General features: G+C 52.7%; 10 protein-coding genes. All 10 read left to right on the top strand.

The genetic code is table 11. From position 1 onward, the window contains the following. The first annotated feature begins 29 nt into the window (after positions 1 to 29). The 10 genes from ABA45_RS10425 to ABA45_RS10380 are packed head-to-tail and all read left to right on the top strand — an operon-like array spanning position 30 to position 13,188. The gene (locus ABA45_RS10425) at positions 30 to 1,028 is read left to right on the top strand and encodes a polysaccharide deacetylase family protein (protein ID WP_048385922.1); all 999 of its coding nucleotides are present in this window, start codon (positions 30 to 32) and stop codon (positions 1,026 to 1,028) included. Continuing rightward, positions 1,025 to 2,851, top strand: a complete 1,827-nt coding sequence (locus ABA45_RS10420) for a carbamoyltransferase family protein (RefSeq protein WP_048385920.1) — start codon at positions 1,025 to 1,027, stop codon at positions 2,849 to 2,851. The genes ABA45_RS10425 and ABA45_RS10420 overlap by 4 nt, the downstream gene beginning before the upstream one ends. A 22-nt stretch (positions 2,852 to 2,873) precedes the next feature. Then, complete coding sequence (locus tag ABA45_RS10415) at positions 2,874 to 3,998, top strand: GNAT family N-acetyltransferase (RefSeq protein WP_048385918.1); 1,125 nt, start codon at positions 2,874 to 2,876, stop codon at positions 3,996 to 3,998. Next, complete coding sequence (locus ABA45_RS10410; RefSeq protein ID WP_048385916.1) at positions 3,988 to 5,076, top strand: GNAT family N-acetyltransferase; 1,089 nt, start codon at positions 3,988 to 3,990, stop codon at positions 5,074 to 5,076. The genes ABA45_RS10415 and ABA45_RS10410 overlap by 11 nt, the downstream gene beginning before the upstream one ends. Beyond that, positions 5,073 to 6,353 carry a glycosyltransferase family 2 protein gene (locus tag ABA45_RS10405; protein ID WP_084708324.1) on the top strand — a complete coding sequence of 427 codons (1,281 nt, stop codon included), beginning with the start codon at positions 5,073 to 5,075 and terminating at the stop codon, positions 6,351 to 6,353. The genes ABA45_RS10410 and ABA45_RS10405 overlap by 4 nt, the downstream gene beginning before the upstream one ends. Positions 6,354 to 6,388: 35 nt before the next feature. After that, a complete protein-coding gene (locus tag ABA45_RS10400; RefSeq protein WP_048385914.1) occupies positions 6,389 to 7,756 on the top strand; it encodes an O-antigen ligase family protein in 1,368 nt (455 codons plus the stop codon). Continuing rightward, entirely contained in the window at positions 7,756 to 8,910 is a 1,155-nt protein-coding gene (locus ABA45_RS10395) for a glycosyltransferase family 4 protein (protein ID WP_048385912.1), read from the top strand. The genes ABA45_RS10400 and ABA45_RS10395 overlap by 1 nt, the downstream gene beginning before the upstream one ends. Before the next feature lie 2 nt (positions 8,911 to 8,912). Further along, positions 8,913 to 10,805, top strand: a complete 1,893-nt coding sequence (gene asnB / locus ABA45_RS10390; protein WP_048385911.1) for an asparagine synthase (glutamine-hydrolyzing) — start codon at positions 8,913 to 8,915, stop codon at positions 10,803 to 10,805. A gap of 29 nt (positions 10,806 to 10,834) precedes the next feature. Next, on the top strand, positions 10,835 to 11,728 hold the full coding sequence (locus ABA45_RS10385) for a hypothetical protein (protein WP_157035543.1): 894 nt from the start codon (positions 10,835 to 10,837) through the stop codon (positions 11,726 to 11,728). Positions 11,729 to 11,760: 32 nt separating this feature from the next. Then, a complete protein-coding gene (locus tag ABA45_RS10380; RefSeq protein WP_048385906.1) occupies positions 11,761 to 13,188 on the top strand; it encodes an oligosaccharide flippase family protein in 1,428 nt (475 codons plus the stop codon). Positions 13,189 to 13,300 lie beyond the last annotated feature (112 nt).

Below are 13,300 nucleotides of genomic sequence, written 5' to 3'. Positions count from 1 at the left end.
TTATGACACAGGGATTAAGGGACGCACCTATGTTTTCACAGCGCCAGGCCATCAACCTGCCATGCGAATTGCCACCGCAATTAATCGTAGTGATCGACACCGAAGAAGAATTTGACTGGAGCGCCGAGCCAAACGCCCAGGCAAATCAGGTGTCGGCCATGGCGCATATCGACCGGGTACAGAGTATTTTCAACGAATACGGCATTTGCCCGTGTTACGTCATCGACTACCCGGTAGCCAGCCAGCCCCACGGTTACGGCCTGTTGAAGCAGTTTACCTTAGACGGCCAGTGCGAAATCGGCGCCCATTTGCATCCCTGGGTAAACCCGCCGCAAACCGAAGTAGTCAACCGCGCCAACAGCTACCCGGGGAATCTGCCTGAAGATCTGGAGCGGCAGAAACTCAAAATTCTTCAGCAAACCATCGCGGACAATTTTGGTGTGAAACCCACCACCTACAAAGCCGGGCGTTACGGCTTTGGGCCGAACACCACAGGCATACTTCAGGAACTGGGTTTTAACATCGATTTGTCGGTATGTCCGCCCCTGGATTCCCGGGCAGACGGCGGCCCGGACTACCGGCGATTCACTGCCCACCCGTTTTGGTTTGGTAGCGACAGTGGTAAACCTATTCTGGAAATCCCGTGCAGCGGCGGATTCATAGGCTGGGCTAACGCCCTTGCCATTCCGCTCTACGAGTCTGCGCTGGTCCTGAAAAAATTCAAAGCCCCCGGCATTCTGTCACGACTGGGCGCGGTAGACCGGCTTATGCTCTCACCAGAAGGCTTCGTCCCGGCAGAACACATAAAGCTCACCCGTGCCCTGTATAAACAGGGTGTGCGCACCTTTACCTGGAGCTTCCATAGCCCCAGCGTGGTGCCCGGGCACACCTCTTACGTTCAGAGCGAGGCGCAACTGCGCTTATTTCTGGACAGTTTTCGACAGTATTTTGATTTTTTCTTTAATGAATTAGGCGGCCAGGCATCATCACCGGCCCGCATTCGAACGCTTATGGAGAGAATGGAATGAAGGTGCTTGGCATATCACCGTTAGATAAAGACTCAACGGTATCCATCGTTGAAGACGGCAACATTCTGTTTGCCGCCGGCGAAGAACGGTTTACCCGGGTTAAACAGCAATCCGGATTTCCGCGCCTGGCCCTGGAAAAAGCCCTTGCCTACACTGGTCTGTCCATGTCAGATTTTGACCTGGTTTGCTACCCGTTCTTGACCGCAGAAAACGAACAGAAGCTGTTTTCGAAAAACCTGGAAGACGAAAAAGAATTTATAAAGTCGTTTGCACCCAAAGACCTGGGCCCGCAAATAAAAGAAGCTCTCAGCCGCGTACCAGACCGCAGCGAAGCCATTCACGGGCTAACCCACCCCAACGCCATCATGGAAAAGAGCTTTTTGCACAGCTCCTACTACTCCATGACCGGTGCCACAAAAATGGCATCCAACACCATGGCGTTGAAAGCCTCGCGGCAGTGGGGTGAGAACGCACAAGAATCTTTCCAGCATTGGCAAACCGAACTGACCGACGGCCTGGCCTCGGTAGGCTGGAGTGGCCCCATCAAGCGTATGGACCACCACCTGTCCCACGCTGCCAACAGTTTCCTGTGCAGCGGTTTCGATCGTGCCCTGTGCGTTACCCTGGATGGCTATGGAACTGGCCTGGCCGGTTCCATCAGTGAAGGCCGCGACGGCAAAATCCATCGTTTGCACGGCCTGCCGTTCCCGAACTCTCTGGGTACCCTGTACGAACATGTTACCTCCAGCCTTGGCTTTAAACCCAGCCGCCACGAAGGCAAAATCGTTGGTTTGGCGTCCTACGGCGATCCGTCTATCTTGGGCGACATTCTGCTGTCCCGTATTCAACAGACGCCGGGTGACTTCCGCATTTACGAAGCCAATAACGTGTTCTTCTCCCGCTATCTGGCGTCCAAGTTTCCGAAAATCGACGTGGCGGCGGCTTATCAGTACGTTCTGGAAAAAGTGGCTACCGATTACATCCGCCACTGGGTACAAAAAACCGGTATAGACACCCTTGTGCTGTCCGGTGGCGTTACTGCCAACGTGAAGCTGAACCAGCGCATTTTTGAAATCGAAGGCGTAAACCACATCTTCGTATACCCCAACATGGGCGACGGCGGCTGCGGCACCGGCGCGGCGATGTATCACAGCTGGCCGGGTGGGGCAAAGCCGTCCATGGGTGACAGTTACATGGGGCCGGATTACTCCGAATCTGAAATTGAAGCAGCATTGAAAGCCGAAGGCCTGACGTACCAGCGTCCGGAACACCTCGCGAAAGACGTGGCCGAGCTGATTCACAACGGCAACGTAGTCGCGCGTTTTGACGGCCGCATGGAATACGGCCCTCGTGCCCTTGGTAACCGCACTATCATGTACCACGCCCGCGAGCCTGAAGTGAACCAATGGCTGAACAAGCGCCTGGGCCGCACAGAATTCATGCCGTTCGCCCCGGTTACCTTGTACGAGGCCCGCGAGAAGTGCTACCACAACATCAAAGGCGCCGAACATGCCGCCGAATTCATGACCATCACCTTTGACTGCACCGATTTCATGAAAGAAAACTGCCCGGCCGCCGTGCACGTCGACAACACCGCCCGGCCCCAGCTGATTCAGCGCCACGTGAATCCCGGCTATTACGACATTTTGAAAGAATACGAAAAAATCAGCGGCATCCCCAGCCTGATCAACACCAGCTTTAACATGCACGAAGAGCCCATTGTAAGCTCGCCGGAAGATGGCGTTCGTGCATTTTTGCAGGGAGCTCTGGACTACTTGGCCATTGGGCCATTCTTGGTGAAACACCCGAATCCGCAGCATTAAACAGGTGTCAGGAAGCAATGCCATGGCCAAGGCCAACTTATCAGTGACATTGCAGCCAGCCTCCGCCTACCCGGGTTTGAAGGCTGACTGGCAAGATCTGGAATACCGCGCCGAACCCACGGTGTTTTTGTCGTGGCAGTGGCTGGGGCATTGGCTGGCGACTTACAAGCCTGCAGCACTGGTGTTAAAAGTGACCGAGGGCGAGCGCATTATCGGCTTGGGCCTGTTGGTTGAAACCAGCGAACGCCGCCATGGCGTGCTGAAAAGCCATTGCCTGCGCTTGCACCAAACCGGGCAGCGCCTGCAAGACCAGATCTGGATTGAATACAACGGTTTTCTGTCTGAAAAAGGCGATGAAGACCGGGTAGCTGCTGCGTCGTTAAAGTATATCTGTGAAGAATTGCCGGAATGGGACGAATTCATTGTCGGCGCCATCGACAGTAAAGACGCCGACCGCTACGCCCAGCTAACCGGGTTACACAAACACATCCGCTGGGAAGCACCCTGTTTTGGAGTGAATCTGGACGAACTGCGGCGCGGTGGCGTGCATTACCTCGATACCCTGTCACGCAACACCCGTTACCAAATAAACCGCTGCGAACGCTTATACCAGCAGCGGGGCCAGGTGCAGTTGCAGCGGCCAGATTCCGTAGAAGGTGCCTTGGCATTGTTTGATCGCATAGGCCCGCGACACCTTCAGCGTTGGGGCAGTGGTGCCGACCAGAGTGGCTTTGCCAACCCCGATTTTTTGCACTTCCATCGTGAACTGATACGAACCCAATGGGCAGATGGCGGTATAGACCTGGTATCGCTGATGGCCGGCGACCAGGAAATCGCCAGCTTCTATAACCTGTTGCACAAAGGCGTTATCTATTTCTACTTGGGCGGCATGGAAACTGAAAGCGACAACCGGCTAAAACCCGGGCTTCTGGGCCACACCCTGTGCATTGAAGACTACCGTCACCACGGCTTTCACTATTACGACTTTATGGGTGGCGAAGAACGCTACAAAGCCAACCTGGGCCAGTTGCACCGGCAGCTCACTCAGGTGTCACTGCAACGTGGCCGCTTCAAGCTGAAACTGGAAGACGCCGCCCGGCGCACCAAACAGCTCTGGCTGAAGGAAACAGCCCCTAATGAACGCTGAACTTCAGGTACGTGCGGCACGGCTGTCGGCTCTGCCGTTGAAAGACTACAACGACTACATCGCCAGCCAACCAAACGCCACCCCTTACCATTACAGCGGCTGGTTAACGGCAGTCAAAAAAGCCTACGGCCACACTGCCTGGGTGGTAACCGCCCATCAAAACGACAAGCTGTGCGGAGCCTTGCCGCTGGTGGAAGTGAAACGACCCTTTCGGCCAAGCACCTTGGTGTCACTGCCATTCTGCGATCTTGGTGGGCTGCTGGCCAACAGCCCGCACATTGCCAACGAAATGCGATTTGCGGCGCAGAATCTCGCCGCCAGTCTCGGCGGTGCTGCTCTGGAAATTCGCGAAGGCGGGCCAGAACTGCTGCCGGAAGAATGCACTGAGCTTGCCGGCGACACCAAAGTGCGCATGCTCTGCGAATTGCCGGCCTGTAGTGAAACCCTGATGAAAAGCTACAAGCCCAAACTGCGCAGCCAAATCCGCAAAGCGGAAAAAAATGGCTTAACCGCAGAAGTACGCCAAGGCGACGACGCTATTGCCTCATTTTATGCGGTATTTTCGCGAAACATGCTGCGACTAGGTTCACCGGTGCACAGCCTGAGCTGGTTCAAAGAACTGGGTAGGGCATACGGCGACAAAATGTTGGTAGGTCTGGTGTTCAAAGGTAACGAGCCGGTAGGTGGTGGCATAGTGCTGGTACAGGGCAAGCAGGCGTGCATTCCCTGGGCGTCTACCCTTGAAGAACACAACAAGCTGGCGCCGAACATGCTGTTGTACTGGACCCTGCTGGCCAAAGTGAATGACCTGGGCTGCACCCAGTTTGATTTTGGCCGCTCCACATTGGGCGAGGGCACATTCCGTTTTAAAAAGCAGTGGGGTGCAGTACCCCACCATTTGATTTGGCGCAATGACAGCCAGGCAAACGAAGGCGCGGTGTCAGGCCAAATTTTAAGTTCTAGTTTAAGCAAAACTGTCAGCCGTTTGCGCCCGCTAATCGAACGCATCTGGCAGCGCTTTCCTTTGCCCGTCGCCAACTGGATTGGCCCTAAATTACGGCGTTATATCACCTTATGAGCGTTATTCTGTTTGTTACCGTTGTGTGCTTACTGGTGCCGGTCTACGTGTATTTCGGATACCCCGCTATTTTGTGGCTGCTCACCCGTAACAGTCAGCCAAAGCCAGCACCGGTAAACGTCGGCACTGAAAATGGCAGCATCCCAACCGTAACCCTGGTCATTTCCTGCTTCAACGAAGCCGCAGTAATAGAAGAAAAACTCAACAACGCCACAGCGCTGGACTACCCCACCGACAAGTTGAACATCGTTGTCGTGTCCGACGGCTCCGATGACGGCACCGACGAAAAAGTAAAAGCCCTTGGCAACCCCCGCATCACACTGATCCGCCAAGAAGGCCGATTGGGAAAAACCATGGGCATCAACCTGGCCATGGAACAGATACACAGCCAAATCACCGTGTTCAGCGACGCCAACGCCATGTACGCCCCGGATGCCATCAGCCGCCTGGCAGAAAACTTTGACGACCCAAAGGTTGGCTACGCCGTAGGCGCTGCGCTCTACACAGACGCAGACAGCGGTGCCAGCGCCAACAATGAAGACCTCTATTGGCGTTATGAGCTGGCCATCAAAGAAATGGAATCAAAGCTGCACTCCGTAGTCGGCGGCGACGGCGCCATCTACGCCATTCGCACTGAGCTCTGGGAGCCTTTACAGCCGCAGGACATCAACGATTTTGTGAACCCGCTACAAATCATCGCCAAAGGCTATCGCGGCCGGTTTGACCCCCGTGCACACTGTTTTGAGGAAACTGCAGGGGATTTCGGCCGCGAAGTGGCTCGAAAAGAGCGGATTGTAAACCGCAGCATTCGGGGGCTTATGCAAGTCAAAGCCGTTATGAATCCCCGCAAAACCGGTATTTTCGCTTGGGAGGTGGTTTCCCACAAGCTGATGCGCTGGCTAATACCGGTATTCCTCGTCGTTGGTGTCGCAGGCAGCGCATTGTTAGCAGCCCAGGGGCTGTTGCTGTTCCGGTTGATCACCTTAGGGTCTTTTGCGCTGCTAGCTCTCGCTACAGCCGGACACCTGTCCAAAGACAAGAACAACCTCCCAATATGGCTGTCAACTCCCTATTATTTCGTGTTGGTGAATGCGTATTCCGTCCGTGGGGTATTAAGTGCGGCAAGGGGCGAAACTCAGATTACGTGGAGCAGCGCACGGCCAGCCGCGAACACTAATGCTGGGTACGTCTCGCAGAATTCAAAGGTAAGGCTTACATGGTGGGTGGCTGGCCTAATTTTTTTACTGGCAAGCTTGGGGTGGGGTTATGTGGGTTGAGCCTTCATGCTGGAAAATCGGTGGCAAGCTGAACTATGTCTAAAATAGCGCTCGTGTTCTTGATGGTGTTTATAGTCGGTGTTATTGCTACCTTCACTTATAGTGGCGCTTCTTCCTTTATTCTTTATCAGTTTGTCTATTTCCTGAATCCAGACTTCAGGTGGTGGGCTGCAGAAATACCGGGCATCAGTTACTCCTTCATCGCATCTATTCTGATGTTGATTTCGCTCGGTATTGGCTACCGAAAGTACTCCACGCTGGCGCCATGGAAAGAGCTACCCGCTTTCAAATGGATTATCGTTCTGTTGTTATATCATTACCTAGTCTATTTTTGGGCTCTTAATCCTGCTGTGCACTACCAGTTCACGTTTCAGTTCACCAAACTGGTGATTATCGTTTTGGTCGCTTACAAACTGGTCAATTCACCCAGAATTCTAGATATTTCGATATGGGCCTACCTTTTAGGTGCCACTTATATTGGTTATTTGGCTACGTCTGTCGGGCGAGGGGCGGGGGCCCGGGTTGAAGGCATCGGCATGGCCGACGCGCCAGACGCAAATGATACGGCCGCAGCTTTGGTGCCCGCTGCGGTTTTTCTTATGTACTACGCCTGGATGGGCAACAAAAAGGTTAAATTACTCTGTGTTTTTTGTGGCGCTCTGATAGCGAACGGCCTGGTTCTGATCAACAGCCGAGGCTCGTTTGTGGGCGTTGTGGTTAGTGCAGGTCTTTTCCTTTTGTATATGATGTTTTCCCGCTACCAAAAGGAAGGCCAGCGGGCGATGGCTGTTTTCATTATTATTATTGGGATCAGTGGAGGGCTCTATGTTGCCGATGATCAGTTCTGGGATCGTATGCGCACCATGGAAAATGTAGAGGACGAAGGTGAAAGCGGTTCGCAACGCATTAACTACTGGATGGCCGCGCTGGATATTTCAAAAGACTATCCGTTAGGTGCAGGAATCTATGGTTTTAACTTCCTTTCCGACATTTACCTTGCTCCGGAATATCACGGGGGAGAGGGAGGAAAAAGCGTTCACTCGCTCTGGTTTCAGGGGTTGAGTGAGGTAGGTTGGCCCGGTACCGGGCTCTTCGTTATTGCGCTTTTCTCGTTATTCAGGCTATCCCGAAAGGCAAAAAAATGGGTGCTTGAAAGTGACGACAACGCATCTTATTTCAAATTGCTTGCGCTAGAATGTGCGCTTCTGGGCTATTTGGCAGCTGGCAGCTTTATTAACCGTTTCCGTGCTGAAATTTTGTATTGGATGATTTTGCTTTTAGCTATCGGAATTAACGTCTATTTCTTGCAACGCCGGAAAGCGAAAGTGGCAGTTTCCAAAGCACAAGACGATGTGATGCCCAATTCACTAACACCAAATTATACCAAGGAGCCCTCGCGCTGATGCGACGTCTGAATATTCTGCAGTTCATCACGCCTGCCGGCTTTTACGGCGCTGAACGCTGGGTGCTGGCTTTGGCAAATAACATCGACGTGAACTGCGTGACTTGCGACCTGGCGGTGACCCGGGAGAGCGAACACCAGGATCTGACCGTGGCAGAGGTCTACCCCCAAGCTGTAGGCGAAGTTCATTACCTGGAGATGGCGGGGCGGTTCGATCTGCGGGTTATTCGCCAGTTGGTGGACGTGATCCGAAGGCGGCAGATAGATATCATTCATACCCACGGCTACAAATCCGATATTCTTGGACTTTTAGCAGCAAAGAAAGCCGGTATCCGCTGCGTTAGCACCCCTCACGGCTTTGCGGGAAATGTCGGATTTAAGCTGGCCACTTTTATTCGAATTGGTACCTATATGCTCCGGTACTTCGACGCGGTTGCGCCCTTGTCGGAAGAGCTAGAGGCCGACATGAGCCGCTTCAAGGTTCCCCCAAGCAAAACCCGGTTTATCCGCAACGGCGTCGATTTAACGGAGATTGACGCCGCTACGCAGAACCTGCCCGCTGGGGACTCTCAGGAAATTTTCAAAAACATCGGCTACATCGGGCAAATGATTCCACGGAAAGGGTTGCCTGACCTGCTGGCCGCGTTTGACAGACTCTACGCCAAGGATGAGTCAATGACGCTGAAAATGCTCGGCGATGGCAGCCAGAGGGCAGAACTTGAAGCCCAGGCTGCCTCCCTGGAAAGCGCCAGCGCGATAGAGTTTCTGGGTTTTCGCAGCGACAGGCTTGCCCTGCTGTCACAGTTTGACCTCTTTGTGATGACATCTTCCCTTGAAGGCATACCCCGTTGCCTGATGGAGGCCATGGCAGTTGGTGTGCCCGTTGTTGCTTATGACATTCCAGGTGTGGATCAACTGGTTAAACATGGGGAGACGGGCCTGCTTGCACCTCTGGGCGACGTTAATGCCTTGGTAGACTATTGTTGTCAGGTGCTCACAAATCCTGAGATGGCTCGTTACATGGTCACCAACGCCCGGAAGCTGGTTGATGAGCGTTTTTCTGCCGCGCGTATGGCCCGGGAATACGAAGCCCTGTTTGCGCAACTGGTAAATCCGGATCAACCGGAGCCTTCGGCCAAGAAGGAGGTAAGCTAGGTATGTGCGGACTGGCAGGTTTTTTCCGTACCCCAGCTACGCCTCATCGTGAGGCTCATCAAGGCTGGCTGGAAGCCATGGGGCAGGCCATTATTCATCGCGGCCCAGACGCTGGTGCGGTATGGCTAGATGACCACATCGGTATAGTGCACCGCCGCCTGAGTATTTTGGACTTAAGTGACGCCGGTACTCAGCCCATGGTGTCTCGAACTGGCCGCTATGTCATCGCCTTTAACGGCGAGATCTACAACTATCTAGAGCTCCGGAAAACGCTAAATACGGACGGCTTCATTTTTCGCACTCAAACCGATACTGAGGTTCTGCTGGCCCTGTTCGAGCATAAAGGTGTCAAATGTCTTGATGAGCTCAATGGCATGTTCGCTATTGCCATCTGGGATACTGAAGCAAAACAGCTGTTTTTGGCCCGGGACCGCCTGGGTAAGAAGCCTTTGTATTATTATCAGGAAAGCGGGCAATTTGCGTTCGCTTCCGAAATCAAGGCGTTACTTCCCGCCCCGTTTATCAAAACCGAGCTTCGCCCGGACGCAGTGAAAGATTTTTTTGCCTACCAGTATGTGCCAGACCCGAAAAGCATCTACAAGAATATTCACAAGCTACCCCCCGGCCACTGGCTGATCACGAACGGCGAAGAATGTCAGCTACAACAGTACTGGGATCTGTCTTTCGCAAATCCTAGTAGTGCAAGTCAGTCCGAACTGGAAGCCGGCCTTTACGATCTGATTGATGACGCTGTTCGCCTTCGTATGATCAGTGACGTACCTCTTGGAGCGTTTCTCAGCGGCGGGATTGACTCTAGCGCCGTTGTCGGTTTGATGGCTGGCCACTCCAGTAAGCCGGTAACCACCTGCGCCATCGGGTTCGATTCAAAGCGTTTTGATGAAGTGCAATGGGCCAAAAAAGTAGCTGACCAGTTCAAAACAGATCATCACGAGTTCACGGTGAAAGGCAATGTTGCGGGCAGCCTTGTCGACATCGCTCGTTACTTTGATGAGCCTTTTGCCGACCCATCGTTTGTTCCAACGTATTTTGTGTCCCAGCTGGCGCGCCAGAAAGTGACCGTTGCCCTTGCTGGTGACGGGGGAGATGAAAACTTTGCGGGCTACAGCAAATATCGTACGGACCAGATTGAAAACCGGCTTCGCAATCTTTTCCCCGGGCCCCTGCGCCGTGGCCTGTTTCCTATGCTGGAAAAAATGGCCGGTGGATTTGGCACATCGGCTACCCGCAAGGCTCAGTCACTTCTCGGAACCTTGGCCATGGATCCAGACCGTTCCTTCTTCATAACCAATAGCTTTTTCCGCCAGAGCGTTTGGGATGATCTGGTTCGCGGTGATCTGAAGCGCGAGACCGCAGGATATGACCCCGCCGACATTACCCGTTACCATTACGCTAACGCTAACGCTAACGCGGATGATCATTTGTCCAAAATTCTCTACACGGATATTAAGACCTACTTGCCAGGGGATATTCTAGTCAAGGTGGACAGGATGAGCATGGCTAATTCCCTTGAAACACGAGCTCCCCTGCTGGATTACCGGGTGGTTGAATACGCTGCCAGTATTCCATCTGCCCTGAAGCTCAGTGGCAAGGAAAAAAAATACATTCTGAAACGCGCATTTGAAAAGCTGCTCCCGGAGGACGTGCTCTATCGTAAGAAAATGGGATTTTCGGTGCCACTGGCCCAGTGGTTGAGAAGCGAGCTTTTTGAAGTCGCAGACGCCACCTTCCAGTCCGATAACGGCGGCCTTGCCCAGTGTTTTGACATGCACAAGGTTCGCAAGCTTTGGCAGAACCATCAGCGCGGCCAGGACCAGAATACTCAGGAACTCTGGAGTATGCTGGCATTTGAGCTTTGGTGGAAAGCGTACCAATGATAAAAAAGACTAAAAGCGGGAGCCATGACATGGATGAACGCCATGATAGGAAAGCTAGAGGGCGGCTCAGCTACTGGCTTCACGGACTGGCCGTCATAAGCCTCGTGGTTGCTCTTATGCTTATGGGGATTAACATCTATGGGTTGACCCAGCCCATCCGGAAGCCGGGCCTGGGGGTTACCGATCACGATCAACTTCGGTTTATTCCGGAGCAGGTTTGGAGTTATGAGGATAGTCTTACTGCGATAAACGGGCTCAATGCCGTGTCGCCGCGAAGTGCGTTAGCCGAAGCCGCCAATCGAGTCGTTCATCAGAGTTTGGTTCACCCCGACTGGGAGGAAATCGACCCTGTTGAGTATCGGCAGTTGGTGCCCATCTGGGAAAATTACTTCTTGTGGGGTATCGGCATGTTTTCAGGATTACCTCAGTTCGAGCGCTATCATTACGCAGATTATGAGCGAAACATCAAGAGGGGTATCGGGATCTGTGGAGACGCTTCCACGATTCTTTCCAGTATTCTCGATCAGCATCAGATTCCCAACCGCATTGTATCGTTTGGTGGGCACGTCATCGTTGAATATGAGCAGGAGGACGGAAAATCGCAGCTCCTTGACCCGGATTTCGGTATTGCCCTGGTGATCCCCCTTGAGGGTTTGTTAGAGCGACCCGAACAGGTGCGTGCGCGATACTTTGCGGCCGGATACAGCGACGCCGAAGTAGACGATCTGATTAGCATTTATCAAACCGCGTTCGCGCTGTTCGATAACACCTATCACTTTATGACCTTGCGATATATTTTCGAAAAAGTGAGTTATATAGCGAAATGGGTATTTCCTCTATTACTTATCTTGCTGTTCCTTTGTTACTTGGCCTGGTTCAGGCCAAACTCGGGTTCAACAACGGAAACTCGCAATGACGATTGAGCGGTTTCAATCAACTCCAGTGATTCACTAATATGTCTAAAATTCGCAGAGCTGTTGTATTTTCCTCAATGGCTCAGTATGGCGTGCGCCTAGTAGGGCTAGTCACCACGATGATTGTGGCCCGCCTTTTAACGCCAGACGAAGTGGGGACGTTCGCCATCGCCAGCGCTATCATCATGCTTCTCTCTGAGTTCAAGCTCCTTGGCGCTGCCGACTATCTTATAAGGGAACCGGAAATCACGGATCTCAAAATTCGGCGCGCGCTGGGCCTTACCATACTCATTTCCTGGGGGTTGGGATTGCTTGCTCTGGCTTTGGCGATGCCAACTGCGGCGTTTTACGATATCCCTCAGCTTGCAGTGATTTTTGCGATACTCTCCACAGGACTTTTTCTTGCCCCTTTCATTAGTATCCCCATGGCAGTGGTTGCAAGGCGTTTTGAATTCAGGGTTGTGCTGGTCGCGGATATTGTAAGTTCGATTACGTCACTGGCCACGACAGTTCTTCTTATAAATCTGGGGTTCAGCTACTATTCGCTGGCGTGGGGCTATTGCGCAAAGATGGCGACTCAGCTTGCTGTTGTCTGTCTAATTCGCGAGTTCCCGAAGTATTGGGTGCCAACCTTCTCGGGTATCGCTGCTATAGCCCGGTTCGGCATTTTTGCCTCTTTGAGCAATCTCTGCAGTAGAGCAATAAATATCGCGCCCGATCTGGTAATTGGCAAAATGGGTACAACGGCCCAGGTGGGGATGTTTTCTCGTGGTCTTGGATTTGTTGAGTTTCTCTCCGGGACACTGCAGGTGGGCGTGTCGCCCGTCGTACTGCCTTACTTATCTGAAGCAAAACGCTCTGGTGAGAATTTGAGTGAGGCATACACTCGAGCGACTGTATTGCTTGGGGCACTGGTATGGCCAGTATTAAGCGTTGCGTCGGTGGCAAGTTTACCGGTTATTCGGATTTTTTTCGGTGATCAGTGGGATGCGGCGGCACCTATAGCATCCACTCTAGCTATCTGGTTGATCTTGCGTTCAACCCATAACTTCGCCAACAATCTGTTTATTGCCTCGGGCAACGAGAGTCTGATGCTTATCAAGGAGGCGATCCTTATGGGCAGCGTGTTCGGTCTTGTCATTTTTTCATTCCCGATGGGGCTTCAGGCGGTAGCCAAGTCATTTATAGTCTTAGGTATTTTTGAAATTATCTTGGTAAGCAGTCTTCTCACTCGTGCTGTCCACCTTAAAACAGGGCCGTTTTTCCTGGCGCTACTGCCAAATCTAATGCTCTCTGTCATATGTGCTGCTTCCACTGTCGCGATATCGCACTTTGTGTCATTCAACGATGAGCAGGCTTGGCGTCCAGTGGGGGTGATTGCCTTGTGCTTGCCGATTGTCTGGCTGGTATCCCTGAAAGTTTTACGCCACCCCCTGTATGGGGAAATTCGTCTATTATTGAAAATTTGACTAGAGGGGTTTGTATGAGGTTGCTGTTGGCAGAAATATAACCCTCTGTTCATTTTAGTGTGAGACGCTAAAAGCTGGCTTGTGGGGTATTTATGACCCTTGCCTGTTGGAT

Origin of the sequence: Marinobacter psychrophilus, from assembly GCF_001043175.1 — a bacterium.
In the GTDB taxonomy this organism is placed as follows: domain Bacteria; phylum Pseudomonadota; class Gammaproteobacteria; order Pseudomonadales; family Oleiphilaceae; genus Marinobacter; species Marinobacter psychrophilus.
The sequence above is the reverse complement of the archived record's forward strand: the minus strand, read 5'-3'. Positions and strand labels throughout refer to the sequence as shown.